16 protein-coding genes and 4 tRNA genes are annotated in these 21,635 nt (G+C 42.9%); 4 read left to right on the top strand and 16 right to left on the bottom strand.

Annotation, left to right across the window (positions count from 1 at the left end):
- Window positions 1-15: 15 nt before the first annotated feature.
- The 13 genes from rpoB to F0145_RS01910 form a co-directional block, all read right to left on the bottom strand.
- Entirely contained in the window at window positions 16-3,888 is a 3,873-nt protein-coding gene (rpoB, locus tag F0145_RS01970; protein WP_150086372.1) for a DNA-directed RNA polymerase subunit beta, read from the bottom strand.
- A 150-nt stretch (window positions 3,889-4,038) separates the two neighbouring features.
- Complete coding sequence (gene rplL, locus F0145_RS01965) at window positions 4,039-4,419, bottom strand: 50S ribosomal protein L7/L12 (protein ID WP_146894492.1); 381 nt, start codon at window positions 4,417-4,419, stop codon at window positions 4,039-4,041.
- 39 nt (window positions 4,420-4,458) lie between these two features.
- Window positions 4,459-5,001, bottom strand: coding sequence for a 50S ribosomal protein L10 (gene rplJ / locus F0145_RS01960; protein ID WP_150086371.1), 543 nt, complete (start codon window positions 4,999-5,001; stop codon window positions 4,459-4,461).
- A gap of 11 nt (window positions 5,002-5,012) precedes the next feature.
- Window positions 5,013-5,702, bottom strand: a complete 690-nt coding sequence (rplA, locus tag F0145_RS01955; RefSeq protein WP_150086370.1) for a 50S ribosomal protein L1 — start codon at window positions 5,700-5,702, stop codon at window positions 5,013-5,015.
- 15 nt (window positions 5,703-5,717) lie between these two features.
- A complete protein-coding gene (gene rplK / locus F0145_RS01950; RefSeq protein ID WP_150086369.1) occupies window positions 5,718-6,161 on the bottom strand; it encodes a 50S ribosomal protein L11 in 444 nt (147 codons plus the stop codon).
- Between the two features lie 108 nt (window positions 6,162-6,269).
- Window positions 6,270-6,827, bottom strand: a complete 558-nt coding sequence (gene nusG / locus F0145_RS01945; RefSeq protein WP_150086368.1) for a transcription termination/antitermination protein NusG — start codon at window positions 6,825-6,827, stop codon at window positions 6,270-6,272.
- Between the two features lie 11 nt (window positions 6,828-6,838).
- A complete protein-coding gene (secE, locus tag F0145_RS01940) occupies window positions 6,839-7,030 on the bottom strand; it encodes a preprotein translocase subunit SecE (protein WP_150086367.1) in 192 nt (63 codons plus the stop codon).
- 30 nt (window positions 7,031-7,060) lie between these two features.
- Window positions 7,061-7,133, bottom strand: a tRNA-Trp gene (locus tag F0145_RS01935).
- 119 nt (window positions 7,134-7,252) lie between these two features.
- Entirely contained in the window at window positions 7,253-8,440 is a 1,188-nt protein-coding gene (gene tuf, locus F0145_RS01930) for an elongation factor Tu (RefSeq protein ID WP_150086366.1), read from the bottom strand.
- Between the two features lie 94 nt (window positions 8,441-8,534).
- Window positions 8,535-8,606 (bottom strand) — tRNA-Thr (locus tag F0145_RS01925).
- 78 nt (window positions 8,607-8,684) lie between these two features.
- Window positions 8,685-8,757, bottom strand: a tRNA-Gly gene (locus F0145_RS01920).
- Window positions 8,758-8,852: 95 nt separating this feature from the next.
- Window positions 8,853-8,935, bottom strand: a tRNA-Tyr gene (locus F0145_RS01915).
- A 300-nt stretch (window positions 8,936-9,235) separates the two neighbouring features.
- A complete protein-coding gene (locus F0145_RS01910; protein ID WP_190277446.1) occupies window positions 9,236-11,731 on the bottom strand; it encodes a M1 family metallopeptidase in 2,496 nt (831 codons plus the stop codon).
- Between the two features lie 154 nt (window positions 11,732-11,885).
- Between F0145_RS01910 and F0145_RS01905 the strand changes: the two genes are divergently transcribed.
- The 3 genes from F0145_RS01905 (at window position 11,886) to frr (ending at window position 13,987) form a co-directional block, all read left to right on the top strand.
- Window positions 11,886-12,389, top strand: a complete 504-nt coding sequence (locus F0145_RS01905) for an acetyl-CoA carboxylase biotin carboxyl carrier protein subunit (protein WP_150086832.1) — start codon at window positions 11,886-11,888, stop codon at window positions 12,387-12,389.
- A 138-nt stretch (window positions 12,390-12,527) separates the two neighbouring features.
- Entirely contained in the window at window positions 12,528-13,235 is a 708-nt protein-coding gene (gene pyrH, locus F0145_RS01900) for a UMP kinase (protein WP_150086364.1), read from the top strand.
- A 188-nt stretch (window positions 13,236-13,423) separates the two neighbouring features.
- Window positions 13,424-13,987 carry a ribosome recycling factor gene (gene frr / locus F0145_RS01895; RefSeq protein WP_150086363.1) on the top strand — a complete coding sequence of 188 codons (564 nt, stop codon included), beginning with the start codon at window positions 13,424-13,426 and terminating at the stop codon, window positions 13,985-13,987.
- A gap of 54 nt (window positions 13,988-14,041) precedes the next feature.
- On the opposite strand, the gene F0145_RS01890 is transcribed toward frr, so the two are convergent.
- Both F0145_RS01890 and F0145_RS01885 read right to left on the bottom strand, forming a co-directional pair.
- The gene (locus F0145_RS01890) at window positions 14,042-15,301 is read right to left on the bottom strand and encodes a PepSY-associated TM helix domain-containing protein (protein WP_150086362.1); all 1,260 of its coding nucleotides are present in this window, start codon (window positions 15,299-15,301) and stop codon (window positions 14,042-14,044) included.
- Between the two features lie 139 nt (window positions 15,302-15,440).
- Window positions 15,441-17,852: a TonB-dependent receptor gene (locus F0145_RS01885; RefSeq protein ID WP_150086361.1), complete on the bottom strand. Its 2,412-nt coding sequence runs from the start codon at window positions 17,850-17,852 to the stop codon at window positions 15,441-15,443.
- Between the two features lie 564 nt (window positions 17,853-18,416).
- Here F0145_RS01885 and F0145_RS01880 point away from each other — a divergent pair.
- Window positions 18,417-20,438 carry an alpha-amylase family glycosyl hydrolase gene (locus tag F0145_RS01880; RefSeq protein WP_150086360.1) on the top strand — a complete coding sequence of 674 codons (2,022 nt, stop codon included), beginning with the start codon at window positions 18,417-18,419 and terminating at the stop codon, window positions 20,436-20,438.
- A gap of 74 nt (window positions 20,439-20,512) precedes the next feature.
- Here the strand turns inward: F0145_RS01880 and F0145_RS01875 are convergent, their stop codons facing one another.
- Window positions 20,513-21,595 (bottom strand): SPL family radical SAM protein, encoded by a 1,083-nt coding sequence (locus tag F0145_RS01875; RefSeq protein ID WP_150086359.1) that lies wholly within the window; start codon window positions 21,593-21,595, stop codon window positions 20,513-20,515.
- Window positions 21,596-21,635: the final 40 nt, after the last annotated feature.

Here is a 21,635-nt window from a genome sequence, read left to right as displayed (position 1 = left end):
ACTCAAAATTCATTATTAATCTAAAGTAATCTCCAGTGCCAGGCCTCTTAACTCGTGAATCAATACGTTGAATGATTCCGGGATATTTGGTTTCGGTAGCACGTCGCCTTTTACAATGGCTTCGTACGCCTTGGCTCTACCAATTACGTCATCCGATTTTACGGTCAGGATTTCCTGCAACACGTGCGATGCACCGAATGCTTCGAGTGCCCACACCTCCATCTCACCAAAACGCTGACCACCAAACTGGGCTTTACCACCCAAAGGTTGCTGCGTAATAAGCGAGTAAGGTCCGATAGAACGGGCGTGCATTTTATCATCTACCAAGTGACCCAGTTTCAGCATGTAAATTACCCCAACGGTTACCGGCTGATCAAATTTATCACCGGTTAACCCATCGTACAGGTAAGTACGGCCGTATCTTGGCACACCTGCTTCAGCCAGTTCAGCCGAAACTTGTTCTTCGGAAGCACCGTCGAAAATAGGCGTAGAATATTTTCTACCTAATTTCAGACCAGCCCAACCTAATACTGTTTCGTAGATCTGACCAATGTTCATCCGCGAAGGTACCCCCAGCGGGTTCAGTACAATATCCATTGGTGTTCCGTCTTCCAGGAACGGCATATCTTCTTCGCGTACAATCCGGGCTACTACCCCTTTGTTACCGTGACGACCCGCCATTTTATCACCAACTTTCAGTTTACGCTTTTTCGCAATGTAAACTTTAGCCAACTGCACAATGCCGGCTGGTAATTCGTCCCCTACTTCCAGGGTAAATCTTTCCCGCTTAAACCGGGCCGAAATCATGTTACGGCGTTTGTTGTAGTTTTTCACCAACTCTACCAGCATGGTATTCGCTTGATCTTCGGTCGTCCAGTTTTCCAGAATTAAATCCTTGAATAAATTCACCTCTTCCGGAACGGCATAATTGCTTTCATCCTTATAAGGATTTTTATCCGGGAATAAATTCTCAACAATATTTCTCCGGGTGAACTTCACGCCTTTCGACATAATCTCGTCGCCGAACTTATGTTTAACGCCTTGCGAGGTTTTGCCATCCAATAAGGCAACCAGTTTATCAACCATTACCGCTTTTACAACTTTTAACTCGTCGTTGTATTTCGATTTCAGGTCTTCCACTTCCTTCTTAGACTTGGCCCGCAGGTTTTTATCTTTTTTAGGACGAGAGAATAATTTGGTATCAATAACCACACCATTTAAGGATGGCGGTGCTTTAAGCGAAGCATCTTTCACATCGCCGGCTTTGTCACCAAAGATGGCACGTAATAGTTTTTCTTCCGGAGTTGGGTCGGTTTCCCCTTTTGGCGTAATCTTACCAATCAGAATATCGCCTTCTTTTACTTCGGCACCTTCGCGGATAATACCATTTTCATCGAGGTTACGAACGGCTTCTTCACTCACGTTCGGAATTTCAGAAGTTAATTCTTCTTCACCCCGCTTAGTTTCGCGTACTTCCAGTTCAAACTCCTCAATGTGAATAGAAGTAAATACGTCGTCGCGTACTACTTTCTCCGATATTACAATCGCATCCTCAAAGTTATATCCCTGCCAAGGCATGAACGCTACTTGTAAGTTACGGCCTAAGGCCAGTTCACCATCGTTGGTCGCGTAACCTTCGCACAAAGCCTGGCCTCTATTAACTAACTCACCTTTCTTAACAATTGGCGTTAAGTTTATACAGGTATCCTGGTTGGTTCTCCGGAATTTAATTAGATCGTAGGTTACAAACTCGGCATCAAAACTAACCAGTTTATCTTCTTCGCTCAGGTCGTATCTTACTACTACCTTATTTGCATCTACGTAATCAATTATACCAGAACCTTCGGCTACTACCAAGGCTCTTGAATCTATGGCCGCGCGGGCTTCCAGACCAGTACCTACAATTGGGGCTTGTGGCTTTAACAAAGGCACCGCCTGACGTTGCATGTTCGAACCCATCAAGGCCCGGTTAGCATCATCGTGCTCCAGGAACGGAATTAAAGACGCCGCAACCGATACAATCTGGTTAGGCGCAATATCCATGTAAGTATAAGTACCTGGATCGGTAACTGGGAAGTCACCTTCAAAGCGGCCTTTTACTTTATCGTTAATGAAGTTACCTTGCTCATCAATCCGGGCGTTGGCCTGGGCAATGTGGTGAGTATCTTCTTCTTCGGCGGTTAAATATTTAACATCCGACTCAACTTCCACCCGTCCGTCTGATACTTTACGGTAAGGCGTTTCAATAAAGCCCATGCTGTTTACGCGAGCGTGAACGCATAATGACGAAATCAAACCAATATTTGGTCCTTCCGGCGTTTCGATGGTACACAAGCGACCATAGTGGGTATAGTGAACGTCCCGAACCTCGAAACCGGCTCTTTCCCGTGATAAACCTCCTGGCCCTAGCGCTGATACCCGACGTTTGTGGGTAATCTCGGCTAATGGGTTGGTTTGGTCCATAAACTGAGAAAGCTGGTTGGTTCCAAAGAAAGAGTTGATAACCGAAGAAAGTGTACGCGCATTGATCAAGTCAACCGGCTTAAATTCTTCATTATCCCGAACGTTCATCCGCTCTTTAATGGTCCGGGCCATACGAGCCAGACCTACTCCAAACTGAGCATATAATTGTTCACCTACGGTTCTTACCCGACGGTTACTTAAGTGGTCAATATCATCAACTACAGCTTTAGAGTTAATTAAACCAATCAGGTACTTAACAATAAGGACAATATCCTCATTGGTTAAAACTTTGGCATCCCAATTAGAATCCAGACCTAATTTTTTGTTGATCCGGTAACGCCCTACATCACCTAAATCATAACGCTTATCGCTGAAGAATAACTTTTGAATAATATCGCGGGCAGTTTCAACATCAGGCGCTTCGGTGTTCCGCAACTGACGATAGATTTGTTCTACCGCTTCTTGCTCCGAGTTCGAGTTATCTTTTTGCAGCGTATTATATATAATGGTATAATCCGCAATATTTATGTTTTCCCGGTGCAGAATAATAGATTTAGCACCAGATTCCAGAATGGTATCTATATCTTCTTCCGAAACCACCGAGTCTCTTTCCAGCAGCACTTCATTCCGATCGATAGAAACTACCTCGCCGGTATCTTCATCCACAAAATCCTCGGTCCAGGTTCTTAATACCCGCGCGGCTAATTTGCGGCCTACGGCTTCTTTCAACCCTTTGCGGTCTGCTTTAATTTCTTCAGATAAACCAAATAAATCTAATATATCCTTATCTGTTCCGTAACCAATCGCCCGTAACAACGTTGTTACCGGAAATTTCTTTTTCCGATCTATGTACGCATACATCACATTGTTAACGTCGGTCGCAAACTCTATCCAGGAACCTTTAAAAGGAATAATCCGGGCAGAATATAATTTAGTACCATTGGTGTGTTTGCTTTGGGCAAAGAACACCCCTGGCGAACGGTGTAACTGCGATACAATAACCCGCTCGGCTCCATTAATTACAAAAGAACCTTTTTCGGTCATGTACGGAATATTTCCTAAGAAAACTTCCTGCTCAATGGTTTCGAAATCTTCGTTATCGTCGTCGTTACAAACCAGACGTAATTTTGCTTTTAAAGGAACAGAATAGGTTAAGCCCCGATCAATACATTCGTCAACAGAATATTTTGGTGGGTCTACGTGATAATCTATAAATTCCAGAACAAAGTTTTCGCGCGAATCAGATATTGGGAAATTTTCAGCAAAAACTTTGAAAAGACCTTCTTCTGTTCTATTTTCGGCAGCAGTTTCTAACTGAAAGAAGTCGCGGAACGATTGTAACTGAACATCCAGAAAATCCGGGTAATCAATAACCGGGATAATAGAAGCGAAATTAATCCGCTCCGAATTTTTATTTTTAGCCAAAACTTTTATAGTTTAAAGTTTACAACTCAACTTTAACATTCTCTTCCCGGAGAAAGAGAAAAAAGACTGAAATTTCTTTTTCAGTACAAACAGGAAAAGACCTGACTATATTGCCAGGTCTAATCCGTAAGATATTTAAAGAAAGAGAGATTACTTAACCTCCACTTCAGCACCAGCTTCTTCTAAAGATTTCTTTAAAGATTCTGCTTCGTCTTTAGCTACACCTTCTTTTAATGGTTTTGGAGCGCCGTCTACTAATTCTTTAGCTTCTTTCAGTCCAAGGCCAGTAAGATCTTTTACTAATTTAACTACCGCCAGTTTAGAAGCACCGGCTGCTTTCAATATTACATCAAAAGATGTTTTTTCTTCTGCTGCAGGAGCATCAGCACCAGCGCCACCACCGGCTACCATAACAGGAGCAGCAGCTGCAGGCTCGATACCATATTCATCCTTCAGGATAGTAGCTAGTTCATTTACCTCTTTTACAGTTAAATTTACTAACTGCTCAGCGAATGCTTTTAAATCTGCCATTTTATTAAAATTAATTGTTATTTAGTTATTGTTTTTAGTTTATTCTTTTTCTGATAATGTTTTTAATATTCCGGCCAGTTTGTTGCCACCACCTTGTAAGGCAGAAATAACATTCTTCGCAGGAGATTGTAACAGGCCAACAATTTCGCCGATTAAATCGTTCTTCGATTTAATATTTGACAGGAATTCTAAATTTTCACTACCTGTAAATACATCGGTATCGATATAAGCACCTTTTAATGTTGGTTTTGGTGTTACGCCTTTTCCGTAAGCCTCAGCTTTATAGAAACGCTGCAATAATTTAGCAGGTGCACTTCCTGAATCTTGAGAGAACAAGATGCCGGATTGGCCTTTCAATGCTTCATCCATTGCAGTGGTATCAGCATCTAAAGTATCTAGTGCTTTCCGGATTAAGGTATTTTTGTATACTTTGTATTCCATTCCCTGATCGAAGCAAAGCTTCCGGAAACGGTTGATGGAGGCTACGCTTAAACCAGCCGCATCAGTTATATAGAAAAAATTGTACGTAGCGAATTTCTGGGTCAACTCATCTACGATCGCTTGCTTTTCTTCCCTGGTCATTTTAAATTCGCTTAAATTAAATTTTTATCTACAGTTACGGCAGGGCTCATGGTGCTAGACAAGGTAACGCTTCTGATATAAGTACCTTTTGCTGAAGCTGGCTTTAACCGGTTCAACGTAGCAATTATTTCAGCAGCATTTTCAGCAATCTGATCCGGAGAGAAAGAAACTTTACCAATGCTGGTATGAATAATACCGGTTTTATCTACTTTAAAGTCGATTTTACCAGCTTTTACTTCTTTAACTGCTTTCGCAACATCAGGTGTTACAGTTCCTGATTTTGGGTTTGGCATTAAGTTACGCGGGCCTAAAATACGACCTAAACGACCTACTTTTGCCATAACTGAAGGCATGGTAATAATTACATCTATATCAGTCCAGCCTTTTTCAATCTTTTGGATGTATTCGTCTAAACCTACGTAATCAGCACCGGCATCTTTAGCTTCTTGCTCCTTATCGGGCGTACATAAAACTAAAACGCGAACCTGCTTACCAGTACCGTGCGGTAAAGTAGCAATACCGCGTACCATTTGGTCGGCCTTACGAGGGTCAACACCTAAGCGTACATCAATATCTACAGAGGCATCAAATTTGGTATAGGTAATTTCTTTTACCAGACCTGCTGCATCTACCAATGTGTATTCTTTATTCTGATCTACTTTAGCGAGAGCAGCTTTTCTTTTTTTGGTTAATTTTGCCATTTCTTGTCCTCCTGCTTATTCGCTCCAGGGAGCTTTACCTGAAACTGTGATTCCCATGCTACGTGCAGTACCGGCAACTAACTTCATTGCTGATTCTACTTTAAAAGCATTTAAATCTGGCATTTTAATTTCTGCAATTTCTCGGATCTGATCCCAGGTAACCGAACCTACTTTATTCCGGTTAGGCTCTTTGGAACCACTTTTGATTTTGGCAGCATCCATTAACAATACTGGAGCCGGAGGAGTTTTCACCACAAAATCGAATGATTTATCGGTGTAGATAGTAATTAATACCGGACAAACTTGGCCAGCTTTATCCTGGGTTCTGGCATTAAACTGCTTACAGAACTCCATAATGTTTAAGCCTTTTGAGCCAAGCGCAGGTCCAATCGGCGGCGATGGATTCGCGGCGCCTCCCTTTACCTGAAGTTTCAGATAACCTCTTATTTCTTTTGCCATTTTCTTTTAAGCTTCGGGCCTTTTACCCGTTGCGGTAAACTATATTTATAAATTTGCCTCTTTTATATGAAGTATTCTCCTGAGGCTCTTTAGAGAATACTTTTACTATTATGATTCTTTTTCTACCTGCATGTAGTTAAGTTCAACCGGCGTATTTCTGCCGAATATCTTAACCATTACATTCAACTTCTTGCGTTCTTCAAATACTTCTTCTACCGTGCCAGAGAATCCGTTAAAAGGACCATCCATTACTTTAATGGTTTCTCCAACAATAAACGGCGTATCTAAAGTTTCTTCCTGTTCGTCGGTTTCGTCTACTTTACCTAATATCCGGTTTACTTCCGATAAACGAAGTGGAACCGGTTTCTTTGAAGTCGCACCTTCGTTGGCTCCTAAAAACCCAATTACCCCTGGTGTACTTACAATTATATGTTCAGCTTCACCGTGTGTTAAATCAGCGTGTATTAGAATATAGCCTGGAAAAAAACTACGTTCCCGTACCCGTTTTTTGCCATTCCGCATTTCGTAAACTTTCTCCGACGGAATAAGCACTTGCGGCACGTATTCTTCCAGCTTTTGCCGGGTAATTTCGTTTTCTAAATAGGCTTTAGCTTTTTTCTCCTGCCCACTAACTGCTCTAACAACGTACCACTTTAAATCTGCCATACCCCTCCTGTTTAAAACTGGCTGTAAAACCAACTAAGAGCAGTATCATAAACAAAGTCCATTGCACCTACTACAATAGCAAACACAACAGACCCTACCAAAACTAAAACAGAGCTTTTTTGCAACTCAGCAAACTTAGGCCATGAGACTTTAAATCTCATTTCCTCTATTGTGTCGTTAATGTAATTTTTTACTTTGTCCATTATGTTGGAGATAGACTTTATTCTTATTAGCACGGGTGGAGAGACTCGAACTCCCAGCCAATGGTTTTGGAGACCACTACTCTACCAATTGAGCTACACCCGTAAAAAAATGCACACCACGAATATTTTTTCAGATTCGGGAGTGCAAATTTAGTCATTTAATTTAGATAAACAAAATCCGTCCCAGATATTACTTCCAGGACGGATTAAATTTATGTAATATTAGTCTAAAATTTCAGTAACCTGACCAGCACCTACAGTACGGCCACCTTCCCGAATCGCAAAACGCAGACCTTTTTCCATTGCTACTTTGTTAATCAAGTCAACAGTAATAGTAATGTTATCGCCTGGCATAACCATTTCTACACCTTCTGGTAAAGAAATAACACCGGTTACGTCAGTAGTACGCAGGTAGAATTGCGGACGATAGTTGTTAAAGAATGGCGTGTGACGACCACCTTCTTCTTTTGACAGTACGTAAACCTCAGCCTTAAATTTAGCGTGCGGCGTTACAGAACCTGGCTTACAAATTACCATACCCCGACGGATTTGGTCTTTGTCGATACCACGTAACAATAAACCTACGTTGTCACCAGCTTCACCTCTGTCTAATATTTTGCGGAACATTTCCACACCAGTTACAGTAGATTTTAAGCCTTCTGCACCCATACCCAGGATATCAACTTGCTCACCAGAGTTAATGATACCACGCTCGATACGGCCAGTAGCTACAGTACCACGACCAGTAATAGAGAACACGTCTTCAACTGGCATCAGGAACGGCAGGTCAACTAAACGCTCAGGAAGCGGAATATATGAATCAACGGCAGCCATTAATTCTTCAATGGTAGCAACCCATTTTGGTTCGCCATTCAGACCACCCAAAGCAGAACCTTGGATTACCGGAATGTTATCGCCATCGAAATCGTAGAACGATAATAATTCACGGATTTCCATTTCAACTAATTCTAACAATTCTGGGTCATCAACCATGTCCACTTTGTTCATGAACACTACCAGCTGAGGCACACCTACCTGACGAGCTAACAGGATGTGCTCACGGGTTTGTGGCATTGGACCATCTGTAGCAGCTACTACCAGAATAGCACCGTCCATCTGAGCAGCACCAGTAACCATGTTTTTCACATAGTCAGCGTGACCCGGGCAGTCAACGTGCGCATAGTGACGGTTTTCTGTAGCATACTCAACGTGAGAAGTATTAATAGTAATACCGCGTTCTTTTTCTTCAGGAGCGTTGTCGATTGAAGAAAAGTCTCTTTTCTGGGCAAGACCTTTGTTCGCTAAAACCTGAGTAATAGCAGCAGTCAAAGTTGTCTTACCGTGGTCAACGTGACCGATAGTACCGATGTTTACGTGCGGTTTGGAGCGATCAAAACTTTCTTTAGCCATTTTATTAGAATTGTTGAATTGTTAAATTTTCGTTTAAACCTTTAACACAAAAAAAGCATAGGCAATCTGCCCTGCTTTTATCGGATTAAGTTTGAGCCAACGATGGGAATTGAACCCACGACCCCTTCCTTACCAAGGAAGTACTCTACCCCTGAGCTACGTCGGCTTTATAGTTATTAATATTTTACTTTTAGCACTTAGTCTAAAAATTGATACCAGTAACTAAGTTATAATTACGCGTTTGAGCGGGAGACGAGGTTCGAACCCGCGACCTACAGCTTGGAAGGCTGTCGCTCTACCAACTGAGCTACTCCCGCTTGTAACTTAATAAATAAGTAATTTATTTAATGAATGCGCGATTATTTTCATTCACTCATTAAATAAATCACTCGTTTATGCATTACACTTGGTGTGGGGAGAGAAGGATTCGAACCTTCGAAAGATTACTCTAACGGAGTTACAGTCCGTCCCATTTGGCCACTCTGGAATCTCCCCAAACTTTTAAACATCCTTATTTCTAAAGAACTACCTTTCAGAATTACTTAGTTTTAGCTAGCTGCTTTCTTTAAGGAGTTGCAAAATTAGGGGCTTTTTTTTCTTTGTCAAATATTTTACCAAAAAAATCTTTAACAATTTTAGTTATTGGGCATATGTAACTCTTTCTTAATTCTTTAGCCGTTAAATATTTTATTCTCCTAAATCAAAAGCTTTCTTATTTTAGGTGAATCTTACCCGTAATAATAATTTGATGGCTATAATCAATTGCCTCCGCCCATTAATAAACCAATCAGGCACTTAATAATTAATATTTTTATAAATGTCCAATAGCTTCGGATCTTTTTCTTTCGCTTTTATATCCTGCTTCAACGCTTTCATCTCGGGGGAGTCGGAAGCCAGCGTAAGTGCCTGGTAAGCCCCTAACCGCACGTAATAAGTATCATGGTGGCGGGCAATATTTTCTAGTTTGGCAATGGCTTTTTTCTGTTCGGCCGGCGCTATTTTCATTAAGAATCCGCCAAAATTCTGTAGAAAGAAGAACATTTCTTCGCCCCGCATAATGTCTAAAGTTTGCAGGTACCAGTCATATTTCTCAGGGCCGCCAAAATAAGCGTAATAACCAGAGAGCGCCCGCATCAGTTTGCGCGAATCTTCTTTTTCAAAAGCAGCTAAACGTTCTGCCTGATTACCTGCTTTGGCTGCAACCAACCCATCGATAGCCGCCGCCACCACAGCATAAGAACTATCGGTTAAAGCTTGGTTGTAAATATTTATGTTATCAGCTTTTTCCAGCGTGGCCAACATGGTTAGTGCATCGGTGCGTACGGTACTTTTGGCATCCTTCAGGGCTAGCTGCTGCACCTGTTTTATTAAACTTTCGTCGGTGCCGGCATATTTTTCTAAAGCCAATAAGGCATCGCTGCGAATTTGCCAGAACTCATCCTGCAAAGCCGTTTTAAACAAAGCCAGCACTTTAGGATCGTTAACTTTGGTTTTTAACCCTTGTAAAGCTTCCCGCTTGGGCACATACTGCTTTACGTTGCTAAACTGGTATATTAATTCGGCATTGGTTTTGGGGTGGGCTACCTGCCCCAAGAGTTGCTGGTCGCCGTCGAACAATACTAACTCGGGAGCAGCGGCTACATCGAAGGTAAAAGTCTGGTAAGCTTTGTTTATTTCTACCGGGTAATCGGTGCGTTTATTTTTATTCCAAACCGAAATATTGAGGGGTAAACGGTAAATAGGCGTATACGCTGAGTCCTGTAATTGCTGCACACCTACGGTTAACTTGCCATTTTGGTAGGTATGCTGCACGCTTAGCTGCGGATGCCCGGGAGCTAAAAACCATTGGTCGAAAAACCAGTTTAAATCTTCGCCGGTAACATCTTCAAAGGCCATGCGCAATTCGGCTACTTCAACACTTGTAAATTGGTGCGTTGTTAAATAATTTTTGAGCGCCGTAAAAAAGGCGTCATCGCCTACGTAGTTCCGCAACATGTGCAATACCCGGCCACCTTTTGCGTACGAGTGGCTGTCGAACATATCTTCTTTATCCTGGTAATGGTACCGGATTAAAGGTTCTTGCTTTGTTTTGGATTCAGCTAAATATTGGTCTAATTCTTTTAAACCAGCCACATCGGCGGCCATCTTCCCGTTTTTATGTTCTTCCCACAAATATTCGCTGTAGTTGGCAAAAGATTCGTTCAGTGGCAGATTGGCCCACGATTCCAGGGTAACCATATCGCCGAACCATTGGTGAAATAACTCGTGTGCAATTATATAATCCCAGTTGGCATCGAGTAAGCCCCGCCGGTTTACCTGCAAGTCTTCCATAAACACCGAAGCCGTGGTATTTTCCATGGCGCCCGATACATAATCGCGTACCACAATCTGGGCATATTTTTCCCACGGAAAATCAACACCCAGCTTTTTACTAAAAAAATCGAGCATGGCCGGTGTATTTCCGAATATGGCTTTGGCCGTATTCCGGTACTGCGGCTCTACATAATAATTTATTTCTTTGCCCTGCCATTTATCGGGTACCACGGTAAACTCCCCTACCGCCAGCATGGCCAGGTAAGGCGCGTGCGGTTTATTTAGTTTCCAGTGATCGGTGCGGGTACCATCGGTATTATTTTTAGAACTAACCAGCAGCCCGTTCGAGAGTGTCGTATATTTAGAATCTACGGTAATAAAAAACTCCTGGGTCATGCGCTGATTTGGCTTGTCGATGGTAGGCATCCAAACCGAGTTGGCTTCGGTTTCGCCTTGCGTCCAGATTTGGCGCGGCCGGTTTGGGTCGGTACCCAGCGGATTAATAAAGTACAAGCCTTTGTCGGAAGTGATGGCCGCACTGCCTTTAACTTCCAGTTCGTTGGGTTTAGCGGTATATTTAATTAATATTTTATAAGTTTCGGCCCGGGTATAGGTTTTATCCAGCGTAATATTAAGTTGGGCCTTGTTGTAAGTATATTTCAGATTTTTGGGGTTGCCACAAGTTATTAGTTGCACCGCCTGAATATCCATACCTTTGGCATCGAGCACCAGGGTTTGTTGCGGATAAAAATAAGGTTTTAAGGTAAGGGTAGCCTGGCCGTAGGCATATTGCTTTTGCCAATCGAACCGGATAGCTAAAGAAGTATGAATTAAATCGTGTAACTGCCGGGCCGATGGATTATAGGCTCCTTTTTTAGCAACCCAAACCGGTACGCCACCGGGTACAGAGTCAGGTTTTGGGGCAGTATTTACACCCAAGGGCGCCACGGCGGCAACACTGGGCATTGGGGCTCTCATACTTTTACAACTAATAAAAAGCCCAACCACGGTAATATACCCTACTAACCCAAAAAGCTTATAATTCATAAAGTAATATTTTATATTTGCCTCCAATTTGTAAAATTACTTTTAGATTTAAACTAACTTTAAACCCGAAAAATATTCCATGGGTATGCTACAAGTAATAACTGCTAACGATAAAAAATGGCAGATTGATTTTAATAAATCCGAAATACTTGTAAATGCTACTCCTTTTGCGTGGGATATAACCGTAATCCGGCCCGGCGTTTTTCATATTATTAAAGATAATATTTCGTACAACGCAGAGTTAGTGCAGGCCGATTACCAAACCAAAACCTTTTTAATTAAAATAAATGGCCACCTGCACAGCCTTACGGTAAAAGACAGGTTTGATTTGCTGCTGGACCAAATGGGCATGACCCAGACCAACGTGCACAAAGTAAACGAAATAAAAGCACCTATGCCGGGCCTGATTGTGGCTATTAAAGTAGAACCGGGCCAGGAAGTAAAAAAAGGCGATCCGCTGCTGGTGCTGGAAGCCATGAAGATGGAGAATATTTTAAAATCGCCGGGCGATGGTGTTGTAAAAACAATAAAAGTAAACCTGCGCGATAATGTTGAAAAAAACCAGGTACTTATTCTGTTTCAAGCGTAAATGGCACCAATAATGGCGGACTTCCGTATGAAACCGAAACGCTATTAAGCCTTAACGTGCTGGCAGGTGCGGCCATTTAAAATATTAAGTTAAAACAACTTGAAATTAAACGTTAAAAATAACTTCTAATATATAAGCGTGAAATACAAACGGATTCTTTTAAAGCTTAGCGGTGAGGCCTTAATGGGCGACCAACAATACGGCATTGATACCAATCGGCTTCTGCAATACGCCGAAGACATTAAAAACGTAGTAGATACGGGTGTAGAACTGGCGGTGGTAATAGGCGGCGGCAATATTTACCGGGGTTCGCAGGCCGAGCAAATGGGCTTAGACCGCGTACAAGGCGATTATATGGGTATGCTGGCTACTGTAATTAACAGCATGGCTTTACAAAGTGCTTTGGAAAAATCCGGGGTGCATACCCGTTTACTTTCGGGTATAAATATTCAGCAGGTATGCGAGCCTTATATCAGGCGGCGGGCCATGCGCCATTTAGAAAAAGGCCGGGTAGTTATTTTTGGGGCCGGTATTGGCAGCCCTTATTTTACCACTGACTCGGCCGCTAGCTTACGCGCCATCGAAATTGAAGCCGATGTGGTATTAAAAGGTACCCGCGTAGATGGCATTTATTCCGCCGACCCGGAAAAAGACCCAACCGCCGTACGCTACGATAACCTTACTTTCCAGGATGTGTTTGAGAAAAACCTCAATGTAATGGATATGACGGCCTTTACTTTATGCCGCGAAAACGAATTACCTATTATTGTTTTCGACATGAACAAAACCGGTAATTTGCGGCGGGTAACCAACGGCGAAAGCGTAGGCACCCTGGTTTCGATTTAAATAATTTCCGAACTTTAATAAAAACCGGTTCAGTACCAATTAACTTACCCAAAGAAGAGTTCTTTAGGAGTTACTTTTCTTTTAAAATAAAATATTGTTTTTTTGAAAACAACTTAGGCCCAACCAAGTAATAAAAGCTATTGTTAAAGGGTCGCCAACATCAGAAACGAACGGACAACTAAATATATATGGAAGAAGAAATTCAGTTTTACCTGAGCGAAGCCGAAGAATCGATGCAGAAAGCGTTGCAGCATACCAGCGCCGAATTAAGTAAAATCAGAGCGGGCAAAGCCTCTCCGGCTATGGTAAACGATATTCGGGTAGATTATTACGGTACCGCTACTCCTTTATCGCAAATTGCCAACATCAGTACGCCCGATGCCCGCACCATTTTTATTAAGCCCTGGGAAAAAAACATGATTGGGGAAGTTAATAAAGCCATTAAAAACAGCGACTTAGGCATTCAGCCTTTACAGGAAGCCGATGGCGTGCGGTTAAATATTCCGGCCCTAACCGAACAACGCCGCCGCGACCTGGTAAAACAAGCCAAATCGGAAGGTGAGAGCGGTAAAGTACGCGTGCGCAACATCCGGAAAGACGTAAACGACTCGTTGCGTAAACTCATGAAAGAAGGCGCTGCCGAAGACTCTGTTAAAGATGCCGAAGCCAAGGTGCAAAAACTAACCGATAGCTACATTGTAAAAGTAGACGACCTATTAAGTAAAAAAGAATCAGAAATTATGACCATCTGATTAATTGCCAATAATAAAAAAAGCCTCCTGTTTTACAACAGGAGGCTTTTTTTATTATAACCTGGCGGTTTTGCTGCGGGCCGGAGCCATAAATTTCTGCTTTTTCCTGCGGTTTTTCTGCAACCGGTTTAGCCACAATATTACCCCGGTTACCGGGAAAGTAACACCCAGTAAACAAGTAATAAAAGCAATAATTTTGGAAGGCAGGCCAAATATTGCTCCTGTATGCACCGGTTTAAAAGTAGATCGTACCCGCTGCCCCAAGTTTTTATCGTTAAACTTTAAAGCCCCAATTACCTGCCCGCTGTACTGATCGATGTAATAATTATCGGTAGCGGATTCCTGGCGGCCGGGCTGGTGTACTGTAACCGAATAAATACCCGCAGAATCTTTAGGCGCCGCAATATTATAGAACTCCGTATTCTTGATTTTTTGCGTGGCAGCTTGTAATACCGCATCAAAATTTACCGGGGCCAAACCAGTCTGAAATTGCGATACGGGAGGTTCAGGGGGCTTCATGTCGGAGTTGGTTACTTTGTAAATGCCATCGTTAAACCACTTAAACGACCAGGCCAAGCCCGTAAATGCAAAAACAAAAAGAAATATTGCCGAATAAAAACCCAGCACAATATGAAAATCGTGGTTCAGGCGTTTCCAGCCACCATCTAGTTTAACATTTAAGCGTTGCGCCAGTATCTTCTGGGTTTTAGGCCACCACAAAATAATACCGGTAATTAAAATAAACAGAAATATAAAAGTAGATACCCCCACAATTAATTTTCCTATACTATCCTGGCCTCCCAGTAACCACCGGTGCAACGAGAACATGGTATAAAAGAAAGTTTCGCGGTAAGTATAAAGCTCTTGTACCTGGCCGGTATACGGATCAATAAACGCGGTATGGCTGGGTCGGCCGCCACCGCCTTTTTTAGCTTCTCCCCCACCCGGAGCGCCTTTATCTTTTTTACCTTCACCACTTTGTTTTTCTGCTTTCGCCTGTTCCGGTCCGTGCCCACGCGCGCCTTCCTCATTTTTCTCGGGCATTATCAACCCAACTTCTACTGTCCGGGCCGGATTGGTATATACTTTAACAGAGGCGACTTTCCCGGTGGGTACTTCTTCTTTTACCACTGCCACCAATTTCTCCAGCGGCAGGCGCTGCCCGGTTGGGTTAACGTAATAACGGTCGTGGTTAAATGCTTCCTGTAGCTCTTTTTCGAACACCAGCACTGCCCCCGTAAAGCAAGCAATTGCAATAACAATACCCGCCGCCAGGCTCAGGTAAAGGTGTATAACCCGGAAAAACTTTTTCATGTGCGCCTTAAATAATAAAAATTAAAACTGTTTAAAGGATTATTTTACATGCTCTAAGTGAATTATTATAAATGCGAAATTTCCGGTATTGCATTTTCATACAATACCGGAAACCATGTAAATTAAATTGCTGCCTAATTTAAAACCGGTAAGAAACCGTGGTTACAAACTGGCGAGGTGGTATTGGATTTACGCTGTAATTCTCGTGAACCAAATAATTAAGCTCGTTGGTAATGTTAGATAATTTACCAATTAATGAGAGTTGCTTGTAAGAATAACCCAAAGACACATCAAACGTGGTGAACCCGGTTACCGGAATTAAACGATAATTTAAAGATCTGGCAACCGTACCATCGTTCTGGTATTTTACTACGTGCGCAGTATTCCAGCCGGCATTACGTTCGCCGGTATAAAAACCCGATACGCCCACTTTTAAACCTTTAAGCGCCGTTTGCTGAAGCGTGTAAAACAAGGTAGCATTAGCAGTGTGCGCCGGATTGCTTACTAACCGTTCGCCTTCTAAATAGCTGCCATTCTCGCCGGAAGTTTTGGTATACCGCATAAAGTTATAGCTATAACCAGCCAGGAAATTAAGTCCCGAAACAATAGAACCGTTTAAATCAACTTCTACTCCATCGCTGGTGGTTTGGCCGGTCATTTCCTTAATGGTAGCATCGGTGTTGATGGTAACGCCATCGGCCAAAAACTGCGCCTGCTGCGCCAGGTTGTTATTTATTACTTTGTACAAGGTTACGTTTACCGATAACTTATCTTTCAGCAGGTCGTTTTTAACCCCTATTTCGTATTGGTCGATAATAGATGGTCTTAAGTTTTGCTCGTACACATCTTTGCCGGTATTGGGCGTAAAGTTGTTAGAGTAGCTGGCAAAAAATGAAGTATTGGTAAGCGGCTGATAAACTACTCCAATGCGGGGAGAAAACGCGCGGTCGTAGCGGGTAAGGGCGGTGGTGCTTTTGGTTACTTCGTTGGAGGTAACATCGTATATTTTAGCTACGGCAACTTTCTGGTAAGACCATCGCAAACCGGCCAGCACTTTAAATTTATTAGATAAGCTAATTAAATCCTGGATATAAGTACCAAAGCGGTAAGTTGGGGTTTCGGTGCGCGATTTAATCGGGCTATCTGGTTCGTCGGTGCGGGGAATAAATTTAGTTGGGTCCAGAATATTAATAGAGTCGTAAGCCGTTTTTAAATTAAAAGTATGAGATGTATTTAAATAACTTTCGGCATCGGCACCTACTAATAAAGTATGGCTGATAGAACCGGTTTTAGCTGTACCGGTTAAGTTAAGCTGGCCGGTATAATAATCTTCGGCAATTTTAGAACGGGTCAAGTTCCGGCCCCAGTCGCCTTTGGCATTGGCCTGGATGCGTTCTGTAGAAAAATAATTACGGTTGAATATTTGGCGCGAGCCGACAAAGTTCAGTTTCCAGTTTTGGTTAAGCTGGTGGTTTACATTAACCGAAGCGGTGGTTTGCTCTACTTTGTTATAAGCCCAGGGCGTGTTAAAAAAAGCAGACCGGGAAATATTAGTTGGGATGCGGCTACCTACAGAGCCAATCCCGAAATCCGGAGTAAAATCATTTTTTAAATAATCGCCTTGTACTAAAATCTCGGTTTTAGAACCTAATTTATATAGCAACGAAGGGTTTACATAAAAACGCTCCGATTCTACACCTTTGCGGTAGCTTTCAGCAGTTTCGTAAGTACCTATTAACCGGAAGGCCAGGTTTTGGGTAATCGGGCCGTAAACATCGGCAATGGGCTTGTATAAATTAAAGCTACCCGCCCGCATAGATACTTCGCCGCCGTATTCAAATTTAGGCTGTTTGGTAACCATGTTTATTACCGCGCCGCCGCTTACGTTGCCATAAAGCAAAGCCGCACTACCTTTTAATACTTCTACCCTTTCTAAAGTACTGGCTTCTGGTATTACCGCCGAATTGGAACGGGCACCGTTCTTAAAAATATTGTTGGCGCCTAAATTATAGCCGCGTGCAAAAAATGTTTCGGACGTAGAACCCCGGGTAGTACCCAAAGCCACGCCATTCACGTTTTTAATTACATCGCTTAGTTTAGAAGCCTGCTGTTCGGCAATAATTTCGCTGCCCACTATCGCCATACTCTGCGGCATATCTAAAGGGTTAATAGCAATTTTGCCTACACTCACCGGCCTTTTATTCATACTCCGTTTTTCAGTTATCACCACCTCGTTTAACTGCTGCGAACTATGCGGCAAAACAAAGTTTATTTGGCTGGTTTGGCCGGCTATTACGGTTACTTCCATTTGCTGGGCCTGCAAACCCACGTAAGTAGCAATTAAAGTATAAGTACCTTCTTTAATATTTCTTATCTGAAATTTACCGTCTTCAGTTGTAATACTGCCTTTGGTAGTACCCTTTACCATTACATTCACAAATCCTACCGGGCTGTTGTCGTTGGTCTTAACTTCGCCCGCAATAGTACCGGTTAAAATATTGCCATCGTTCATGGCAAAAGTTTGGGCTTTGGCAGTAATTCCAAAGGCCATAAATAAGATTATTAAATTTATAAAATAGGTTATGCGATTAGGGGTACTAGTGCATTCCATAGTTGGCAGCGGTTAGTTAATTTTATTTAGATTAATTATAAACTGCGACAAAGTAAATCCCTATTTAGAATTAATCCAAATAAAAAGTTCAAATATATCTTCTTTATTTTTAGATACCCTGTAGCTGTTGATGCCTTTAAGAAGTGGTTAAACCAAAAGCCTTAATCACCAATATTCATCAGTTGCAGCAATAAGCGCTTCGTATTTCAAGGCTAATGCTATGAATAAATGATAATTAGGGCAGCGGCGTAAATTTGTAGCTATACAAGCCAATTGCTTCTAGTCCGAAGCTCAAGTTTTATACTTAAGTTGTTAAACTTACTTGATCCTTGTAACCAGATGCACTTTTAATCAAATACTTAATATTCATTTATTCACCAGGTTTTAAACCGAACAGGCTTTTCTTATTTTTCCGGTATAAAACAAGCTAATCCGGATAAAAACTTATCTTGTTCCGGAAATAATTCGTTTATTCAAGCAAGTTCTTTTACAAGCAACACAACTATGGAAAAAGTATCACCGGCCCTGCAATTGGTTAAAGACGATCCCTGGCTTACACCCTACGAACCGGATTTGCTCGAACGTCAGGCAGCTTATAAGCAGGTTAAGAGAAATATTGAACAGGAATACGGCTCGCTGGAGCAATATGCCCAGGCCCATAAATATTTAGGACTGAATTATGACCCGGAACTAAAAGGCTGGTGGTACCGCGAGTGGGCGCCGGCGGCTTATGCCTTATATTTAATTGGTGATTTTAATAATTGGAACCGGGAGTCGCACCCCTTAAATGTAAACGCCCGGGGCTACTGGGAAATATTTTTGCCCGATGCCGAATATGCTAACACGCTTACATCCGGCTCCTGGGTGAAGGTACACATAAAAGCGGCTAACGGTAACCTCGATCGCATTCCGCCTTACATTAGAAGGGCTGTGCAAAACCCCGATACCTATGATTTTGCCGGCCAGGTTTGGTTAATGGAACCTTTTACCTGGCAAGACGAAAACTTTAACGTAGCTAGTATTACGGAGCCCATTATTTACGAGGCCCATGTGGGCATGGCCCAGGAAAAAGAAGGCATTGGCACCTTTCAGGAATTTACCCAAAATACTTTGCCCCGCATTCATGCCAATGGTTATAACTGCATTCAGTTAATGGCCGTAATGGAACATCCGTATTATGGCTCTTTCGGTTACCACGTTTCTAACTTTTTTGCGGTTTCGTCGCGCTTTGGCACTCCCGAAGATTTAAAGCACCTGGTAAACGAAGCGCACAAGCTGGGCATAGCGGTTATTATGGACGTGGTGCATTCGCACGCCGTTAAAAACGTAGCCGAAGGATTGGTAAATTTCGACGGCTCGGGGCACCAATATTTTCATCCGGGACCGCAGGGTTTCCACCCCGCCTGGGACTCGCGGGTATTTGATTACGGTAAAAAAGAAGTACGGCAATTTTTGCTTTCGAATATTCGCTATTGGCTCGAAGAATTTCATTTCGACGGCTTCCGGTTCGATGGTGTTACTTCTATGTTGTACCAGCACCACGGCGAAGGTGTTTCTTTCGACCATTATGACCGGTATTTCCGGGCCGGGGTAGATAAACACGCCATTACTTACCTGCAATTGGCTACTACCATGGTGCACCAGATAAAACCCGGCGCCATTTGCATTGCCGAAGATATGAGCGGTATGCCGGGCCTTTGCCGTACCATTGAAGATGGCGGCGTTGGCTTTGATTACCGCTTGGGCATGGGCATTCCGGATTACTGGATAAAACTGCTGAAACACCAGCGCGACGAAGACTGGAATATTTACGAAATGTGGGGCGTACTTACCAACCGCCGGTACAAAGAAAAAACCGTAGCCTACGCCGAATCGCACGACCAAGCCATGGTAGGCGATAAAACCTTAGCCTTCTGGCTCATGGATAAGGAAATGTATTACCACATGAGCGTAGACGACCCGAACCTGGTTATTGATCGGGGCATTGCCATCCACAAATTAATCCGGTTATTTACCATAACGTTAGGCGGCGAAGCTTACCTGAACTTTATGGGCAACGAGTTTGGCCATCCTGAATGGATTGATTTTCCGCGTTTAGGCAATAATTGGAGCTATAAACACGCCCGCCGGCAGTGGAGCCTGATAGATAACCCGGACCTGAAGTATAAATATTTTGGTGCTTTCGACCAGGTCATGACCCAGGTTATACGCGAAAACAAAGTATTATCTGCGCCGGCAGCCTGGCAGTTAAACATGGATACCCGGAACAAAGTAGTAATTTTTGAACGGGGCGGCCTGATTTTCATTTTCAATTTTAGCCCGACTAACTCTATTCCGGATTATAAACTCTGGGTACCAGCCGCCGGTTCTTACCGCATTATTTTAAATTCGGATCGGCCGGAATTTGGTGGCTTTAACCGGATAGCCGACGATATTGCCTACGAATCTTTCAGCGAGGATAAAGCAAATAAACTGCGCTTATATATTACCAACCGCACGGCTTTGGTATTAAAGCGACAGAATTAATATTTAATATTTGTTCTAAAAAAGAAATGCAGGCTTGGCCTGCATTTCTTTTTTACGCTATCCAAATCCAAGGTTTACGTCCAATACAAAATTGGCGCTTCCGGAAACCGTCGCTTTAATTCGCTGTAAAAGAAGCTGCGCAAGCTGTTCATGGTAACGGCATTGTACACAAACTTTTTCCCGCCAAACTTATTAAACTTTAGTGAGCGGGTACTTTCGTCGAAATCGATGCTGGTATTGGGGTACCACTCCTGCAAAATAGCTTTGGAGCCCGGCGTAAACCGGTGGCTTATTAATTCAAAAGTTATATCACAATCAAAATCCAGCGTTTGCTCCAACTTATCCAGCAATTGGGTATATTGTTCTTCCCAATCGGGTAAGGGCATAATGGGCGCAATTACCAAACCTACCTTGTAACCACCGCCACCCAGCGCCTTAGGTAGAGCCATTTTGCGCACAGCCGCCAAGCGCTCGTCTATCGCAGCCGTCCCGCCTTCCATCCGCCGCGAAACAAAATCGGTATTTAAACTAAAACGGGGCCGAACGTGGTTGTTATGCGGCAAATTCAGCAGACTATCTACCTGGCTGTACTTGGTTACCCAACGCAGGTGCATATTTTCCTGTTCGCCAAAAAATTTAATGGTTTGGGCCAGGTAGCCAGTTAAATGCTCAATTCCCAGTGGGTCGGTATAACAACTAGCTTCAAAAGAAGTTACCTGACCGGGCTTTTTGTAATAGGGTAAATTATTTAAAATAGTGGGTAAATTGGCAAATACCCGAATAACCGGCGGCCCTTGCAAACTGCCCGCCAAATAACAATATTGGCAATGCGCCGGACAACCCTCGGCCAAATGAAACTGGTAATCAGCGGAGGGCGGTATTGGTTGTAGCTTTAAGGCACTAGCCGGGGCCGTAACAATAGCCAGCGTACTTTTGGCTTTGCGGTAAGTTTCCCGCTCGTCTTCGCCGCGTAAATTTATTAAACGGTTTTGCTTTAGTTCTTGCACCGGCAGGTTTAAGGCTTTCACCCGGTTGTATATTTGCTGGCCCCAGGGTTCATCCAGCGCCGCCGGGGTTATCAGTACTTGTTTGGGCATCCACAATTTAGCCGAATGGGGCTCTGTTGCAATATTTACCTTCTCGGAAGTAGCTATCATCCTAATCTTTTTCGTTGCAAATCTGTTTTCTTGCCCCGGT

This window comes from Adhaeribacter rhizoryzae, from assembly GCF_008629685.1.
In the GTDB taxonomy this organism is placed as follows: Bacteria; Bacteroidota; Bacteroidia; order Cytophagales; family Hymenobacteraceae; genus Adhaeribacter; species Adhaeribacter rhizoryzae.
This window is presented reverse-complemented; position numbering and strand designations above follow the sequence as displayed.